Raw genomic sequence first — 18,585 nt, 5'->3', positions numbered from 1 at the left:
AATCCTTATTCAATTAGAATCCCAGTTTTACACCGAATACATAGGTCTGCGCCTGCGGGTACGTACCAATATCAACACCCCGAGTCAGATATTTGTCAGTTGCATTCTGTCCGATTTCCGGATCAGCACCTGAATAGTTGGTAATGGTAACCAGGTTCTGACCTGATACATAGAACCGCAACGAAGCGATACCGGCTTTCTGAACCAATGATTTAGGAAGCGTGTAACCCAGCGTGATGTTCTTCAGACGCGCATACGAACCATCTTCTACAAATCGGTCTGATGTACGATTGGTGTTGTTCTTGTCATTACCGTTCAGGCGAGGCATATTGGTATTGGTATTCGTCGGAGTCCATGAATTCAGCATATCTGTCGACTTATTGGTTTCATCGAAGTTATACAGGTGTGTCTTCATGGCATTGAAGATTTTATTCCCCTGTGAGCCCTGTACAAATGCGCTAAGATCAAAAGCTCCGTAAGTAACACCCAGGTTGAAACCATAGGTAAATTTCGGAATCGGGCTTCCCAGATAAGTTTTATCCTCATCGTTTACAACACCGTCTCCGTTCACATCGACAAACTTCAGGTCACCGGGCTTCAAATCTTCGTTGCTACTTCCTTCCTGAACCGGTGCCTTATCAATTTCCTGCTGTGACTGGAAAACACCATCCGTTTTATATCCATAGAAATATCCGATAGGTTCACCTTCTTCGGTGCGGGTTGCATTACCTCCATAATAAGTTCCCCCTGCAATCGGCTTACCATTACCCAAGCTGAGTACTTCATTTTTCACCGTAGCAATATTGAAACCAACATTGTAGGAAAGCTTGTTTGAAATCCGATCGCGATAGTTAACAGAAACCTCAAGACCATTGTTCTTCACCGAACCTACATTTGAAGTTGGCCCATCTTCGTATCCGTAATAATATGGAATCGGCACCTGTACCAGCATGTCCTTGGTTTTCTTGTTGTACCAGTCGATGGTTGTCTGTAAACGGTCGTCGAAGAATGATGCATCAACACCAAAGTTCAATGATTCAACTGTTTCCCATTTGATAGACTGGTCAACCATGCCGGTCACTACGTAACCCTGATCGATGGTCGGGGTCATTCCGAAGAGGTAGCGATACTGCGAGTTGCCGTTCATTGTTTCCTGGTAAGGATAACTTCCAATATTCTGGTTACCTATCTGTCCCCAGCCGGCGCGCAGTTTCAGGTTGGTCAACCAGGTTGCATTCTCCAGGAAAGACTCTTTTGAGATTTTCCATCCAAGTGCTACAGACGGGAAATATCCCCAACGGTTTTCTTTCGGAAATTTAGAGGAAGCATCAGCACGGAAGTTAACTGTTGCCAGATACTTGTTCTCATACGAATAGTTGATACGTCCGAGAAAAGACATCATAGAAACGGAAGACTCCTTACTGGTTGCTAAATCCCCATCTGCTGCAGCATCTAGGTACCACATGGAAGGATCTTCGTTCGGAATATTGTTTTTCGATGCAGAGAACCATTCATAGTTTCCTTCTTCCATCGTGTAACCAGCCAGTGCCGACAGGCTGTGTTTTCCAAACGCAGCATCGTAGTTCAGCGTGTTTTCCCATGACCAGTAATCACCGCGGGCATATTTACGATATACGTTATTCACCAGATTCTGCTGGTTAATATTGACCGAATAAACCGGAGTGAAGTTATAGTAGTCAGTCCGGTAGCTACTCTGTCCAAAGCTGGTTTTCGCTTTCAGCCCCTTAGCCAGTTCTAACTCACCAAAAATATTTCCTACCAGCTGAAGTTTTTCTGAATGATTGTTATCATACTGAATCGCTGCTACCGGGTTCGGATAGTCGGTAAACTTTGAATAATCATAAACATGATTGGCTTTGTCCTTCCATACCGGAATTACCGGCTCAATTTTAATCGCTGTGTTAATTACTCCCACGTGGTAATTCTCCTCGCTGATGGAATATTTCTTACTGTGCTCGATATTCAGGTTCGTACCGATTTTAAATCGCTTGGAAACCTGATAACCTACATTCAACTTACCGGTCGTTCGTTCGAAGCTACTTCCTTCAACCGTACCTTCCTGATTCAGGTGACCGATACTCAGTGCGTAAGTCATTGCCTTACTACCTCCGGTTACACCGAAATTGTAGTTCTGCATTGGAGCAACACGCGTAATAGCATTAAACCAATCCGTGTTCTGGTTTTTGTCAACCAGCGAAAGATCGATAGGCTTGGTACGTGTCTTGTTCAGTTCTTCCTGAATCTGGTACCACTCAGGACCAGTAGTTGTTTTCCAGTTGTTGATTACTTTCTGAACACCATAGTAAACATCGAGATTTACACTGGCTTTAGAATTCAACTTACCTTTTTTTGTAGTAATCAAAACTACACCGTTAGCCCCCCGGGAACCATAAATCGCAGAAGCAGAAGCATCTTTCAAAATTTCTACAGAAGCAATATCATTCGGATTCAAAAAGTTGATATCGCCAACAGGCAGACCATCAACAACATACAATGGGTCGGCATTATTAATGGTTCCGATACCGCGGACGCGGACTGAGATAGAACCACCTGGAGCCCCGGAATTGGAGGTAATCTGGACGCCGGCTACACGTCCCTGAAGTGCCTGATCGACCGAAGAAACCGGCTGGCCCTTGAGGTCATCAGCGCTTACCGACGCCACAGCACCGGTAATGTCGCTCTTTTTCTGGGTACCATAACCGACGACCACAACTTCGTCGAGTGATTTGGTATCCTCTTTCAGTTTTACGTTAATTACACTGTTGGAGGCAGGAATTTCCTGAGGAATATATCCCAGGAACGAGAATTTCAGTACATCCGATGCTTTCGCGTCCAACTGATACTTACCATCAAAGTCGGTGATGGTACCATTAGTGGTCCCCTTGACGACAATGTTTACACCGGGAAGCGGTGCACCGCTTTGGTCAGTGACCAACCCGGTTACAGTCCTCTTTTGGGCAACCGATGAGAAGGCAACCATCATGGCTGCCACAAGCAATAGAAAACGTCTCATGGTACTAGTAGTTTAGATTTTAAAATTTAGCCTAGGGGTATATTTCTCCCTCCGTCCTTTCACGAAAAGGCACATAACTCACCCTTTCCGGAGGATTACACCCTTCGAACTGATTAAAAATGAGAACTCAAAAAACTTTCAAACAATAAGTCAAAATATAACCTAGCTATTTACGGTATTCGTCGAGCGCTTTCTTCACAGAACCATGTATTAGCAAAAGGTTTCTGGCCTTATCTTCTTCCAGGCCCAACTCTTCCATAATCATTCGGGTTCCGCGCTCTACCAATTTTTGATTGGTCAATTGCATATTGACCATTTTATTCCCTTTTACTTTTCCTAACTGGATCATCAGAGTAGTGGTGATCATGTTAAGAACTAATTTTTGTGCTGTACCGGATTTCATGCGGGTGCTTCCGGTTACGAACTCAGGGCCAACAACTGCTTCAATCGCTATATCGGCGTGCTTAGCCATCTCGCTATTGGGATTACTAGTTACGCAAGCAGCAAGTATATTGTTTTCGCGTGCTTTTTTCAAAGCACCTACTACATAAGGTGTTCTTCCGGAGGCAGCGATACCTACAATGGTATCCATTTCGGTGAGGTGATATTTTTGCAAATCTTCCCATCCCATAGCCTCATTATCTTCAGCTGATTCCACAGCTTTGCGAATGGCTGTATCTCCTCCTGCAATCAAACCGATAACTAAATCATAACCAACCCCGTAAGTGGGAGGAATTTCCGACGCATCGAGAATACCCAGCCTTCCACTGGTTCCGGCACCAACATAAAACAGGCGACCACCTTTCTTCATGCGTGGAGCAACCGCTGTTACTAACGCTTCGATTTGTGGGATGGTTTTCTGTACAGCCGGGAGAACCTTACGGTCCTCCTCATGAATTGCCTCCAACAACTCACGCACACTCTTCTTTTCAAGATCGTTATAAAGCGATTCTGATTCCGTTATACTCATTTTCGTTTTTTTCAATCCCGGAATTAAGCCAGGTAAAGCATTTTTTAACTATGATAATCAACCAATGCCTCAATCGGGTCACGAACAATGCGCCCCAGACTGAGACCTTCTTCCTTTAAGACCTTCTCCAGCTGCTCCGAAAAATACCAGGCAACGGAGCCGGCAAAATTCACCGGTAAGGTTTTATAGTGAGGATAGTGCACCAAATTCCGTAACACAAATTCACGAAAACTCTCCTCAACAAGATGGCTGCAATAAGGTTCTGTAATATTTTCACTCAAAAAACGGGTAAACTGTGCAAGAAAACGATTCGGATAGGGTTTACGATATACCCGATCCATAATCTCCGGTGACGAAATCTGATAAGTCTCATAGAACTTTTCGCGGAGATATCCGGGCATGACTTCCTTCAAATAATCGGCTATCACTTTCCGTCCAATAACACCTCCACTTCCTTCGTCTCCCAGTATTAGTCCCAGCGGAGATACATTCAGTTTTACTTCTTCTCCATCATAGTAACACGAGTTCGATCCGGTTCCCAGAATGCAGGCAATTCCCGATTCATGTCCGCAAACAGCATGGGCGGCTCCGACCAAATCACTGGCAACCTCGATGGTTGAACCAGGAAAAACTTCGCGCAAAGCATTCTTTACAAGAGTGCATTTTTCCTCGTTTGCACATCCGGCACCATAAAAAAACACTTCATTTACCCGTCCTTTTATATATGGGAGCAAACTTTCCTTTAATGTGGACACAATCTCGGCAGATTCCTGATAAAAAGGGTTTATTCCCTCGGTCTGAACCGATTGAATATTTCCTTCCGCATCAACTAGCCGCCAGGCTGTTTTCGTAGATCCACTGTCTGCAATCATTTTCATGTTTCAAATATAAAATAAAAAATAACACATTAATACATATTACATAACATGTATTACCAATATTTCACAAATTCCTTTTATTTTTGAAACTCTATTTAAATTTAAGAAAGAAACCATGGACTTAAGCAAGAAACTTCAATCAACCGACAGTCTTTTTGCAGACGAAAACCTTTTCCCCGCGGAAAACCCAACAGAACGGGAACTTCTAACCAAATATGAAAATACCCCTGCCTATATATATAAGGAAGCAACCGATGCTTCGGCAGCTGTAGCACAGGAAATAGCTTCACTTATCCGGGAAAAACAATCGCAAAACAAGAAGTGTGTATTAGGGCTGGCAACAGGCTCCACGCCGCTTGGCGTATACAAAGAGCTGGTTAAGCTTCACAAAGAAGAAGGACTTAGTTTCGAAAATGTCGTCTCGTTTAATCTTGACGAATATTTCCCGATGGATCCGTCATCGAGCCACAGCTACCACCATTTCATGCACAAAAATCTGTTCGACCATGTCGACGTGCTGCCGGAGAATATTCACATCCCGGCAGGAAATATTTCGCTCGACCAGGTCCATGATTTCTGCTTGGATTATGAAGAAAAAATTAAGAGTGCGGGTGGTATCGACTTGCAGCTATTGGGCATCGGACGCACCGGCCACATCGGGTTTAACGAACCGGGAGCCCGTTCCAATTCACATACACGCATCATTGTACTAGACACACTGACACGCCGCGATGCATCGAACTCTTTCAACGGCATCCATAATGTTCCGCAACGGGCCATTACCATGGGAGTTGGCACCATCATGAGTGCGAAGAAAGTCATCCTGATGGCGCTGGGCGAGAATAAGGCCAACATTATCAAAAAAGCCGTAGAAGGCAATGTAACTCCGTTACTTCCGGCATCATTTCTACAGAATCATCCCAATGCACGGTTCATCATCGATTCAGCTGCAGCTTCCGATCTCATCCGCGTAAAAACACCCTGGCTGGTAGCTTCCTGCGACTGGGATGATGAGCGCTTAGTGCGCAAAGCGGTTGTTTGGCTATGCCAGAAAACAGACAAACCCATTCTGAAACTGACCGATAAGGATTACAACGACAATGGACTAAGCGATTTGATTGTCATCTTTGGCTCAGCCTACAGCTTGAATATCAAAGTTTTTAACGACCTGCAATCAACCATTACCGGATGGCCGGGTGGAAAACCCAATGCCGATGATTCGCGTCGTCCTGAACGAGCTGAACCCGCACAAAAACGAGTGGTTGTTTTCAGTCCACACCCCGACGATGATGTTATTTCAATGGGGGGAACCCTGATTCGTCTGGCCGACCAGGGGCATGATGTGCATGTAGCCTACCAGGTTTCGGGAAATGTGGCGGTGTCCGACGAATATGCGAACCGTTTTATCTCCTTCCACAACTCCTTCTCCAACTATATCGACGAGGGCAACGAGAAGCAGAAAGCCATGTACGATAAACTCGTTGCTCATTTGAAAGAGAAAGAAGACGGAGACATCGATTTACCCGAACTTCGGAAACTGAAAAGCCTTATCCGTCGGATGGAAGCCAAAGCCGCTTGTCGCTATTCCGGGATAAGAAGTAAGAACGTGCATTTTCTCGATCTTCCGTTTTACGAAACCGGAAAAGCGCAAAAAGCACCAATCAGTGAAAAAGATGTACGCATTGTAATGGATTTCCTCAACGAAATCAAACCCCACCAGATTTTTGCCGCCGGCGATCTTTCCGATCCACACGGAACACACCGTGTTTGCCTCGATGCGATTTTAATTGCCCTGGAACAGTTAAAAGATGAAGACTGGATGCAGGAAAGCTGGATCTGGCTCTACCGCGGTGCTTGGGCTGAGTGGGACATCGATCAGATTGAGATGGCTGTGCCCATTAGTCCGCAGGAACTGCTTAAAAAGCGGGAAGCCATTTTCCGCCATCAGTCGCAAAAAGAAGGTGCCATGTTTATGGGAAATGACGACCGCGAATTCTGGCAACGTGCAGAAGATAGAAACCACGCCACTGCCGAATTGTACAATCAGTTAGGTATGGCCGAATACGAAGCCATCGAAGCATTTGTCCGTTACTATCCGTGATTTCAGCAATATGACCGGGTAAGTGCGGGGTAAGTTCACTAATTTGCATAACGAAACGATAACCAACCATGGAAAAAGCCAAACGATTAGTTGCTCTTGATGTTTTGCGGGGATTCACCGTGGCTCTGATGATTACCGTCAATAATCCGGGAAGTTGGAGGCACATTTATGCACCGCTGGAACACTCCAAATGGAATGGTTGTACCCCGACCGACCTGGTCTTTCCTTTCTTTCTGTTCGCAGTAGGAACGGCCATGTGGTTTGCTTTCAAAAAGTTCAATCACAACCTGACCGGAGAAGCAACGAAGAAAGTGCTGAAACGCACCGCCCTGATATTCCTGATTGGACTGGGATTAAATGCCTTTCCTTTTTTCGGTATCGATTATAGTCATCTTCGCATTATGGGCGTGCTGCAACGTATTGCGCTTGCTTATGGTGTCGCGTCGTTGATTGTACTAGCCTGGAAACGCATTGGCGTTTGGATAGCTCTACCGGTTCTGCTACTGGGATACTGGGGATTGCTGATTCTGGGTGGTGACGGAGCGCTCTCGCTTCAGGGCAACATGGTTCGAACAGTCGATTTAGCCATCTTCGGTTCCAACCATGTGTACCACGGTTACGGCATTCCATTCGATCCGGAAGGATTGCTGTCTACGATTCCAGCCATCGGTACTGTGTTGATCGGTTACCTGGTAGGCCGGCAAGTCGATGTAAGAACTGATAAATCGCGCGCCGTCAAAGATTTGATTTTGGCTGGTGCAGCCATGACATTTGCGGGCGTCATCTGGAGCTTTGTTTTTCCGCTCAACAAACCCATCTGGAGTAGCTCGTATGTGCTGTACACAGCTGGTTTGGCTACGATACTGCTTGCCTTCTTCATCTGGATCATCGATATTCGCGGATACAAGAAATGGTCGATGCCGGCACTGGTTTTTGGTATGAATCCGTTGTTTATTTTTGTCCTGTCGGGAATCATCGGACGGTTGCTATACATGATTAAACTACCCGTTTCCGGTGAAAGCACTCCACTGAAAACCTTGATTTACGAACATGGGTTTGCTTCCTGGGCCGGAAATTTGAACGGTTCCCTTTTCTTCGCACTAACGTTGATTTTCTTATACTGGATCCTGGCCGACGTACTATATCGCAAAAAAATATTCATCAAAATCTGACCTGTCAAATGAAACCTTATCAACAAGCATTTATTCTGTTTCTGTCGGTTCTTCTTTCTGTTCCGGCTTTCGCCGAAAACCGGAAACCGGAAAGTCCCGTTCCGCCCAAAAGAGAATTCCGGGGCGTTTGGGTAGCCACCGTTGCCAACATCGATTGGCCGTCGAAGCCAGGCCTTTCGGATGAAAAGCAGAAAGAAGAAATTATCAATTTGCTGAACATGAATAAAAAGAACGGGATGAATGCTGTCATTGTACAAATCAGACCGTCGGCCGATGCCTTTTATCCTTCGGAGCTGGAACCGTGGTCAAAATACCTGATGGGCAAACAAGGTGAAGCACCGAAACCACTCTATGACCCACTGGCCTTTTTTATCAAAGAGGCACACAAACGTGGGATGGAGTTTCACGCGTGGCTCAATCCGTACCGGGTGAAGAATGACACACTGGATACATTGGCAGCTTCAAACATCGTTAACCAACATCTGGACTGGGCATGGAATTACGGCAAAAAGATGTACTTCGATCCGGGAAATCCACATGTTCGCGACTTCGTAACATCTGTCGTTCGCGACATTGTAAAGCGATACGATGTTGATGCCATTCATTTTGATGACTACTTCTATCCATACCGAATTGCGAATCAAGAACTCCCAGACTCAACTACCTTCAAAAAATATCATCGTGGGTTTGCTCCTGATCAAATCGATGATTGGCGGCGCGACAACGTGGACCTGATTATTCAGCAATTGAGCAAAGCCATCAAAGAGGTGAAACCATGGGTGAAATTTGGTATCAGTCCGTTTGGTGTATGGCGAAATAAAAAAGACGATCCGGATGGTTCGAACACCAATGCCGGTACCACCAATTACGACGGTTTATATGCCGATATTATCAAATGGCAGCGCGAGGGATGGATTGATTATACGTTGCCACAGCTCTACTGGCGTATCGGTCATCCGACAGTCGATTTTGACGAGCTGGCACACTGGTGGGCACGTCATACCTATGGCCGCAGCATGTACATCGGCCAAGCGGTCTACCGGCTCGATAAACACTCGAAAATTCCGAACTGGCGTACTCCCGCGGAATTAACCAACCAGATAAAACTGATACGTTCGATACCCGGACTCGAAGGAAGTGCCTGGTTCAGCTCCAAACACTTCGCCCGCCACCTCGAAGGTTTCCAGAAAGATTTAAGGGACGACTACTACCGGACTCCGGCCATCGTTCCTGCCATGCCGTGGATTGATGATCAGGCACCGGAAGCACCATCCAACCTGAAAGAAGAAAAGGTGAAACACGGCCGGGAAATTACCTGGAAAGCGCCGCAAACTGACGACGAGATGAACAAAGCCCGCTTCTTTGCGGTGTACCGTTGCGGGAAAAACGACAGCATCGATATCAGCGACCCGGAATATTTGATCGATGTGACCGGAGAAGACGGCTACTTTGTGAAACGTCGCTTTCTGCACATTTTCCGCAAGAAATATTACTACAAAGTAACTACACTCGATCGCCTCAACAACGAAAGCGAACCGAGCGAACGAATGATGTTCAAACAATAATTCAGAAATCTAAAAACCATCGCATAAAATGAAAACCGATATTTTTCTCGCGTATAGCGGAGAAGAGGCAACAAAAAAATCAGTGGCAGAGCTAAAAGCTGCCACGAATGTGAATACCATCTACGTACTCGCTCCCGAAGGCGCAGTCATTCCGGAAGGAACCGAAGCCATTACGGTCAAAAGCATCCAGGGAACCGAGGCCATGAAAGCCATCGCCGGTAAAGCCGAAGCTGAATTCACGCTTCTTTCGCTGAAAGATACCGAGCTTGAGATGGGACAGTTCGGGCTGGAACGTTTGGTTCAGGCAGCCACCTTCACCGATGCCGCTTTGGTATATGCCGATTACTACGAAATCAAAAACGAAACGCGTTCCGCACATCCAACGATTGATTACCAGTCGGGCGCATTACGCGACGATTTCAACTTCGGACCGGTGCAGCTTATCCGCACCGCCGATTTGAAAGAATGGGCTAAATGGGAAACCACGAGCTTCGACGCTGCAGGTTTCTACTCGCTCCGTTTGTTCGTTTCCCGGAAGGGAGAATTCATCCGGGTGCCGGAACCTCTTTTCACCATGGTAGAATCGGATACCCGGAAATCAGGAGAGAAGCAGTTCGACTACGTGAGCGGTGCTGCCCGTGCCACCCAGATTGAAATGGAAAAGGCCTGTACAACTCACCTGAAAGAGATTGGCGCCTACCTGAAACCGGAATTCAAAGCCGTTGATTTTGAAGAAGGATTTCCGGTAGAAGCATCGGTTATTATTCCGGTATTTAACCGGGTAAAAACCATTCGCGATGCGGTGGATTCAGTGCTAAAGCAGAAAACGAACTTTCCGTTTAACCTGATTGTAGTAGATAACTACTCCAGCGATGGTACAACGGAAATACTAAAAGAATTTGCCGGCAGCGACAAACTCATTCATGTGATTCCCGAGAAGAAAGGATTAGGCATTGGTGGTTGCTGGAACGTTGGAATTTTCAACGAACAGTGCGGCCGTTTCGCCGTTCAGCTCGACAGCGATGACATGTACAGCGACGAAAATACGCTGCAAACCATTGTCGATAAATTCCACGCCGATAAATGCGCCATGGTAATCGGCTCGTACCAAATGACCAACTTCGACCTGGAGGAAATTCCCCCGGGCATCATCGATCACAAGGAGTGGACCGACGACAACGGCCCGAACAACGCATTACGCATTAACGGACTGGGTGCTCCGCGTGCCTTCTACACGCCGGTACTGCGCGACCTGCGGGTACCGAACTCCAGTTACGGAGAAGATTATGCGCTGGGTATCGCCATTTCACGCGACTACAAAATTGGGCGCATCTTTACGCCCGTATACCTATGCCGTCGTTGGGACGACAACTCCGATGCCTCGCTCGACGTGAACAAAATGAATATTCACAACAGCTATAAGGACCGTCTGCGAACACTGGAACTGAAAGCACGAATCCTGAAAAACCAACGCGAAAAATGAATAAGTCCGTTAACCTGGATGACATAACGATTTCAAAGCGTGCACTCAACCTGTCAGAAAACAGTTCGCTGGATGAGATGGCCGACGCCCTGCAAATACAACAGCAGGGCGTTTGGCCGTTGTACAACGAAAATGCCGAAGGTCTGAAACAGGTCAAGGTAAAAACCTTCCATTATGCCCATTGCACTATGAAAGTGCAGTTCAATCCGGCACGTATCAAATCATCGGCTGCCAAAGTTGACACCAAGAGCATCAGTGCGCGAAAATGTTTCCTCTGCACCGATGCCTTGCCGCCACAGCAAAAGGGAATTCCTTTCAACGACGAATACCTGATTCTGGTCAATCCGTATCCCATTTTTCCGCGCCATCTCACCATTCCCAGGTTGGAACATGTCCCGCAGCTTATTGAGCCGTATTTTAGGGACATGCTGGAGCTGAGTCGCGCACTCAAAAACTATACGGTATTCTATAACGGTCCGAAATGCGGTGCTTCGGCCCCCGATCACATGCATTTTCAAGCCGGAAACAAAGGTTTTCTTCCAGTTGAAACCGAATACAATAAACTGAAAGATACCTCCGACAGAAAGTTGTTCAGCAATGATCATCTGGAGATATTTGCGGTGAGCGAATACCAGCGTAAATTTATTGCCATCGAATCGGACGATATTACGCTGTTGCATACTGCATTTGGTTGGCTTTACGAACTACTGGAACAACGCCATCAGGAACCGGAACCCATGCTCAATATCCTTTCGGGATACGAAAACGGGAAATGGCGCGTACTGGTCTTTCCGCGTGATAAGCACCGACCTGACCAGTATTTTGCCGAAGGAGATGAAAATATTCTGCTAAGTCCGGCATCAGTGGACTTCGGTGGTGTTTGCATTACGCCCCAGGAAAAGGATTTCGACAAGATAAAAGCATCCGACCTGACAGACATTTTCGCGCAGGTCTCGGTCAACGATAGCTATTTCGACGAGCTCTGCACTGCTTACGCGAAACGCATGGTGGAGTGAGAAATCGAGAACCGGAGAAGACGTGATGGGGAAAAGAGGAGAAAACATGACGGGAAGCCTGTTGCGATAATCCGGAATCAGTTGGAAGAACTTCTGAGGTAGTTGGAAGCAGTTCTGCTGGTGTTGGAACTACTTCTGCGACGGTTGGAACTACTCCGGGAGGCGTTGGAACATCACGGCGAGCCGTTGGAAGAACTCCGGCGGGCGTTGGAAGCAGTTCTGCTGGTGTTGGAACTACTTCCGCAGTAGCGGGAAGAACAACCGGCTCAGCGGAAACTACTCCGGGCACAGCGGAATGAACCCGCCGGGTGACGGAAAGTCAGTCGCGACTGCCGGAATTTCAGTCTGTTGTAAAGGAATGAACACAGCATACAGCGGAAACATATTCGTCGGCAACGGAAACATGATCGCTTAGAGCGGAAACTACTTCCGCAACAGCGGGAAGATGATCGTAAGCGGCGGAAACAACTTCAGCAGGAGCGGAATGGTCACGGCGAGGGTCGGAAGAGTAAATCACCCCTCCAAACCTCCCCTAAAGGGGCGGCTTAAAGTCCCCTTCAGGGGATTTAGGGGTAAAAAAATATAGAAGTTACTTACATGTTGGCAACTTGTTATAAAACTTTTTGATAGGAGCTCCGAATCTCTTTTAGAAAGAAGAGCACAAAACGATTAAACTCGTAAAATATTAAACCAGACATCATGCAATACAACAACGGCAACGAGCCCGATATCCGCGTGGGTATCATGGCAGAAAAGACCATTGAAATCGAACTGGAAGGAGTTTACCAATGCGGAAGCAAGGAAGTCACCGGCAAAGGTTCAGCCTTCTTTTCCGGGAACGACATCCACGCGAAATTCGAATCGGGGATTTCCTTCGAAGGTGAAAAGCTGGTGTTTCAACCGACCGACCGGGAAGCCTGCAGTTTACTGCTCCGCGACGTGACCATCGGCATCAACTTCCACTGGGAGCGCAAGGAAGATCAGAAATTCCGCGGCGGTTTGGAGCTCATCCGCGAAGGCGAAAACATCCGGGCCATCAACCTGGTGCCGGTAGAACAATACCTGGTCAGTGTCATCTCTTCGGAAATGAGCGCCACCAGCAGCATGGAGTTGTTAAAAGCTCACGCGGTGATTTCGCGTAGTTGGTTGCTGGCACAGGTTGACAAGCATGAATCACTGCAAAGTGAAGAAGAAAAATATGTAACCACGCGACAAACCGAAGAGGAGCTGATTAAATGGTACGACCGTGAAGATCACACCGACTTCGATGTGTGCGCCGACGATCATTGTCAGCGTTACCAAGGCATTACCCGCGTAGTATCGGCAAACGCCGCCACCGCCATTAGCGAAACCTTTGGCGAAGCGCTCACCTCCAACGAACGCATTGCCGACGCCCGTTTCTCGAAATCGTGCGGCGGAATTTCCGAATCGTTCGAGAATTGCTGGGAGCCGGTACATCATCCCTATTTGGTCAAAATTATCGACAACCCGGAAGCCCCCCAGGGATTTGATCTTGACCTCACGGCAGAGGAAAATGCCGACCGATGGATTCGTTCCAATCCGCCGGCGTTCTGCAACACCACCGATGCTAAAGTTTTGAGCCAGGTCCTGAACAATTACGATCAGGAAACCACCGATTTTTATCGCTGGAAAGTAGAGTACAGCCAGGAAGAAATCAGTGCGCTCATTAAAAAACGCACAGGCATCGACTTTGGCAACATCAAGGCATTGGTACCGGTAGAACGGGGCGATTCAGCCCGTCTCATCAAGCTACGCATCGAGGGAACGAAGAAAACGCTGACCATTGGTAAGGAGCTGGAAATCCGGAAAGCGCTTTCCACGTCGCATCTTTACAGTTCCGCTTTTGTGGTCGACACCGAAGGTGAAGAAAACGGCCTTCCGGCGAAGTTCATCCTGACCGGAGCCGGCTGGGGACACGGTGTTGGTCTGTGTCAAATTGGTGCAGCTGTCATGGGCGAAAAAGGTTACTCCTACCGGGAAATTTTGGCACACTATTTTAAAGACGCTTTGCTCGAAAAAGTCTATTCGTAAACCCAACGACACCAAACCATGAACCGATATCTGCTAATTCTGAGTTTCCTGCTGCTGGCTTTCGCCGGAACCACCCAGGCGCGCGGAGTTATCCGCGTCAACCAACTAGGGTACCTCCCCGATGACATCAAGGTGGCTGTTTTTCTTTCACCGGAAGGAGAGTTACCCTATCAGTTCGAACTGGTCAATTCCCTTACGGGGAAAGTGGTTTACATGGGACAACCGGAATTGGCAGACGGCAAACCCTGGGGAATGCCCAGTGCTGCCCGGCTCAACTTTAGCAGTTATACAAAGCCCGGCGGATATTTTCTCCGCATCGGGAAACTGGAATCACCGCAATTCAGTATTTCAGAACATGTGTACGACGGCACAGCCGACTACATCCTGAAATACATGCGGCAGCAGCGGTGCGGATTTAATCCGTTCCTCGACGATTCCTGTCATACGCACGACGGCATCATTGTCGATCATCCTACCCGTTCGGGCGAGTTCATCAACGTCACCGGCGGCTGGCACGATGCCACCGACTACCTGCAGTATGTCACCACATCGGCAAATGCCGTGGCACAAATGCTGTTTGCCTACCGGGAAAATCCGGAAGTGTACGGCGACCATTACAAGGCCAACGGTTTACCCGGTTCGAATGGTGTTCCCGACATCCTGGACGAAGCACGCTGGGGCATTGACTGGTTGCTGAAAATGAATCCATCGGACAGTGTAATGTTCAATCAGATTGCCGACGATCGCGACCACATCGGATTTCGGTTACCTAATAAGGACACAGCTAATTATGGTTTGGGAAAATGCCGCCCGGTTTATTTCGTTACCGGAAAACCGCAGGGACTGGGTGAGTTCAAGAACCGCACGACCGGAATAGCTTCAACAGCCGGGAAGTTTGCATCAGCTTTTGCTCTGGCCGCTGACATTTACAAAAAGTCCGATCCCGCTTTCGCGGACACGCTGATTCGAAAAGCCAAAGCCGCCTTTCAATTCGGCGTATCGGAGCCCGGGGCTTGCCAGACTGCTTGTTATGTCTCACCCTATTTCTACGAAGAAGACAATTACGTCGACGACCTGGAACTGGCAGCTGCAGCCCTCAACGAAGCAACCGGAAAGAAAAAATATTTGCAGGATGCCGCTTATTGGGGAAAACTGGAACCGGTTACTCCGTGGATGGAACTGAACCGTGCCCGGCATTACCAGTTCTACCCGTTCATGAACCTCGGCCATGTATACCTGGCTGCTCACGGCGATTCTGCGCAAGCGAAAGCCTTCGCTGCAGACCTGAAGCAAGGGTTGGCCGATATTTATAGCCGGGCAAAGAAAGACCCGTTCCTCATCGGAATACCGTTTATCTGGTGCTCCAACAACCTGGTAACCGCGGCAGTTACTCAGGCCCGGTTGTACCGTCAAATCACCAGTGACCAAACCTACCGGGAAATGGAAGCCGCTTTGCGCGACTGGCTCTTCGGATGCAACCCCTGGGGAACATCAATGATTGTTGGCTTGCCGGCAGGCGGCGATTATCCGGTTAATCCGCACTCCTCCTATAAACTTATTTTGGATAAACTGACTTATGGCGGATTGGTGGATGGGCCTGTTTACACATCGATTTACAAGAACCTGCGCGGCATCCGTTTGCTGCACAGCGATGACTATGCCGCCTTCCAGAACGGACGCGCGGTCTATCACGACGACGAAGGCGACTACTCGACTAACGAACCGACAATGGACGGAACGGCCAGTCTTAGCTATCTTCTCTCTTCGCTTCAGAAAGAGGGAATGAAGAGTAAGACTTACGAAAATGTAAAGAAAATACAGGGCGGCATCGTCCGGATGGATTCGCTGGAATCGACAGTTTACCTCGTTTTTTCAGCACACGACACCAACGATGGCGGCAAAACCATCGAGAAAATATTACGCCGGAACCATGTAAAAGCTTCGTTCTTTTTCACCGGCGACTTTTACCGGAATCCGGAAAACCGAAAACTCATTCAGCGCCTGCGCGAAGACGGGAACTACCTGGGACCGCACTCCGACAAACATCTGTTGTATGCCGACTGGGCCAACCGCGATTCGTTGCTGGTGACCCGTGATGAGTTTACCGACGATTTGCGCAACAACATCAAAGCGATGGAATCTGCCGGCATTCCCGCCAAAGAGGTCACTGTTTTTATGCCTCCTTATGAGTGGTACAACCGGGCCATTGCCGACTGGAGCCGCAATTTGGGACTCACGCTCGTCAATTTCACGCCGGGCATCCGCACCAATGCCGACTACACCACGCCCGACATGAAGAACTATCGCAGCTCAGACCAGTTGTACAATGATTTGGTGCAGTTTGAGGAGACCAATCCGGGCGGATTGAATGGCTGCATCATCCTGATTCATCTCGGAACTGCATCCGACCGAAAGGATAAATTTTACGACCAACTGGGCAAAGTCATCCATTTTCTGAAACAAAACAATTATCAACCCAATAGATTCTAAGCATGCGACAATCCGCAAAACCAACCAAAAGAAATCCGTGGGCGTGGATTCCCACACTCTACTTTGCAGAAGGGCTTCCCTACGTTATTGTGATGACTGTTTCGGTGATCATGTACAAGCGGCTGGGAATTTCAAACACCGACATCGCTTTATATACCAGCTGGCTTTATCTGCCGTGGGTCATCAAGCCGTTGTGGAGCCCGGTGGTTGACGTGTTGCGCACCAAGCGTTGGTGGATTGTTATCATGCAGCTATTGGTGGGTGCCGGGCTGGCCGGCGTAGCATTGACCATTCCCATGCCCAACTTCTTCCGGTACTCGCTGGCATTTCTTTGGCTGGTCGCCTTCAGCTCGGCCACACACGATATTGCCGCCGACGGTTTTTACATGATGGGCCTCAACCAATACGAACAAACCTATTTTGTGGGCATTCGCAACACCTTTTATCGCTTTGCCATGCTCACCGGGCAAGGGTTGTTGGTGATTCTGGCTGGTTACCTCGAAACCACCACCGGTCTGCCGGAAACAAAAATCGCCTTTCATTCCGTACCCGGACAAGAGACCACCATTCAGTTCAATCCACAGGATGTTTCTTTCCCGGCAACAAAAAGCACTGACTACGTTTTAGTGCCTTCATCACAAAATATTCAAATCGGTACTGCACCGGTTGCCAGGGAAAAGGCTGACAGCCTCTTCACGAAAGTGAAAGAATGGAACATCAATCATGGTTTCTATACCGAAGAGAATTCGCTGAACGGAACACCGGATGTTGCTAACGGAAAAACGTCCGGGTACGCCTTGGTTGCTTACCGGTTGAACAAAAAGCCCGAAGACAATAAAGAAGTCGTTCTCAATTTTGGAATGGACAAAGGCGACAAAAGCTTCCATCTAAAAGAAGGAACCCGCTTTGTTTTTACGGACAAGAACTGGAACGAACCGGCATTCGCCATCGTGCAGATTGACCCGAAACTAACCAGGAAAGCTGAAGCGACATTCTCCGGCCGTGCCGGAAATATCCCGTTGGCCTGGAGCCTGACCTTCATGGTGCTGGGCGGCCTGTTTATTCTCTTCTTCGTGTGGCACCGTTTTATTTTACCGCGCCCGGCTGAAGATGTCGACAATCATGAAACAACATCGCTGGCACGCGTGATGCGAGAGGTGATTGAAACTTTTGCCTCCTTCTTCCGCAAGAAAAACATTGGCGCCGGACTGGCATTCCTGTTGCTGTTTCGGTTGGGGGAGTCGCAGCTCGTAAAACTGGCCGCACCTTTCATGCTCGACAGTCGTGCCTCCGGAGGACTGGCGCTAACCACCGGCGACATTGGTCTGATATATGGAACCATTGGCATGATCTCGCTAACGATCGGTGGCATCCTTGGTGGATTTGTAGCGGCCAAATGGGGACTGAAGAAAACCATCTGGTGGATGGCTGTAGCCATGAACCTGCCCAACCTGGTGTATGTTTATCTGGCCTACATCCAACCGGGAACCATGATGCCCGTCGTTGCTTCGGTCGGCATTGAGCAGTTTGGTTACGGCTTCGGATTCACAGCATATATGCTCTACATGATCTACATCTCGGACGGTAAGTACAAAACCGCACATTACGCATTATGTACCGGTTTCATGGCCTTAGGTATGATGTTGCCCGGCATGGTGAGCGGCTGGATACAGGAAACTATCGGCTATCAGCATTTCTTTGTTTGGGTCATGCTCTGTACCATTCCAGGTTTCATCCTCATATCGCTGCTAAAAATCGACCCGAAGTTCGGAACTAAGACAAAAGCATAAAAACAAGTCCCCGCTTTCCGGCGGGGATTTTTTT

12 protein-coding genes are annotated in these 18,585 nt (G+C 48.0%); 9 read left to right on the top strand and 3 right to left on the bottom strand.

Going from position 1 to position 18,585, the window contains the following annotated elements:
• Positions 1 to 13: 13 nt before the first annotated feature.
• The 3 genes from T426_RS0102965 to T426_RS0102955 all read right to left on the bottom strand — a co-directional run bounded on the left by T426_RS0102965 (position 14) and on the right by T426_RS0102955 (position 4,882).
• On the bottom strand, positions 14 to 3,034 hold the full coding sequence (locus T426_RS0102965; RefSeq protein ID WP_025865668.1) for a SusC/RagA family TonB-linked outer membrane protein: 3,021 nt from the start codon (positions 3,032 to 3,034) through the stop codon (positions 14 to 16).
• A gap of 166 nt (positions 3,035 to 3,200) precedes the next feature.
• A complete protein-coding gene (gene murQ, locus T426_RS0102960; protein WP_027585254.1) occupies positions 3,201 to 4,004 on the bottom strand; it encodes an N-acetylmuramic acid 6-phosphate etherase in 804 nt (267 codons plus the stop codon).
• 44 nt (positions 4,005 to 4,048) lie between these two features.
• Entirely contained in the window at positions 4,049 to 4,882 is an 834-nt protein-coding gene (locus T426_RS0102955) for a hypothetical protein (RefSeq protein ID WP_027585253.1), read from the bottom strand.
• A gap of 115 nt (positions 4,883 to 4,997) precedes the next feature.
• Between T426_RS0102955 and nagB the strand changes: the two genes are divergently transcribed.
• The 9 genes from nagB to T426_RS0102905 all read left to right on the top strand — a co-directional run bounded on the left by nagB (position 4,998) and on the right by T426_RS0102905 (position 18,551).
• On the top strand, positions 4,998 to 6,983 hold the full coding sequence (nagB, locus tag T426_RS0102950; RefSeq protein ID WP_027585252.1) for a glucosamine-6-phosphate deaminase: 1,986 nt from the start codon (positions 4,998 to 5,000) through the stop codon (positions 6,981 to 6,983).
• A gap of 68 nt (positions 6,984 to 7,051) precedes the next feature.
• A complete protein-coding gene (locus T426_RS0102945; RefSeq protein WP_025863031.1) occupies positions 7,052 to 8,155 on the top strand; it encodes an acyltransferase family protein in 1,104 nt (367 codons plus the stop codon).
• Between the two features lie 8 nt (positions 8,156 to 8,163).
• A complete protein-coding gene (locus tag T426_RS0102940) occupies positions 8,164 to 9,720 on the top strand; it encodes a glycoside hydrolase family 10-like protein (RefSeq protein WP_027585251.1) in 1,557 nt (518 codons plus the stop codon).
• A gap of 28 nt (positions 9,721 to 9,748) precedes the next feature.
• Positions 9,749 to 11,203 (top strand): glycosyltransferase family 2 protein, encoded by a 1,455-nt coding sequence (locus T426_RS0102935; protein ID WP_025863029.1) that lies wholly within the window; start codon positions 9,749 to 9,751, stop codon positions 11,201 to 11,203.
• Positions 11,200 to 12,219, top strand: coding sequence for a DUF4922 domain-containing protein (locus T426_RS0102930; RefSeq protein WP_081782341.1), 1,020 nt, complete (start codon positions 11,200 to 11,202; stop codon positions 12,217 to 12,219). Before T426_RS0102935 ends, T426_RS0102930 begins: the two co-directional genes overlap by 4 nt.
• Before the next feature lie 102 nt (positions 12,220 to 12,321).
• The gene (locus tag T426_RS25685) at positions 12,322 to 12,468 is read left to right on the top strand and encodes a hypothetical protein (RefSeq protein WP_153637582.1); all 147 of its coding nucleotides are present in this window, start codon (positions 12,322 to 12,324) and stop codon (positions 12,466 to 12,468) included.
• Positions 12,469 to 12,918: 450 nt separating this feature from the next.
• Positions 12,919 to 14,271, top strand: coding sequence for a SpoIID/LytB domain-containing protein (locus T426_RS0102915; protein WP_025863027.1), 1,353 nt, complete (start codon positions 12,919 to 12,921; stop codon positions 14,269 to 14,271).
• Between the two features lie 18 nt (positions 14,272 to 14,289).
• Positions 14,290 to 16,761, top strand: coding sequence for a bifunctional glycoside hydrolase family 9 protein/polysaccharide deacetylase (locus T426_RS0102910; RefSeq protein ID WP_025863026.1), 2,472 nt, complete (start codon positions 14,290 to 14,292; stop codon positions 16,759 to 16,761).
• 2 nt (positions 16,762 to 16,763) lie between these two features.
• Positions 16,764 to 18,551, top strand: coding sequence for an MFS transporter (locus T426_RS0102905; RefSeq protein WP_027585249.1), 1,788 nt, complete (start codon positions 16,764 to 16,766; stop codon positions 18,549 to 18,551).
• Positions 18,552 to 18,585: the final 34 nt, after the last annotated feature.

The organism is Prolixibacter bellariivorans ATCC BAA-1284 (assembly GCF_000621705.1).
Lineage (GTDB): Bacteria > Bacteroidota > Bacteroidia > Bacteroidales > Prolixibacteraceae > Prolixibacter > Prolixibacter bellariivorans.
The sequence above is the reverse complement of the archived record's forward strand: the minus strand, read 5'-3'. Positions and strand labels throughout refer to the sequence as shown.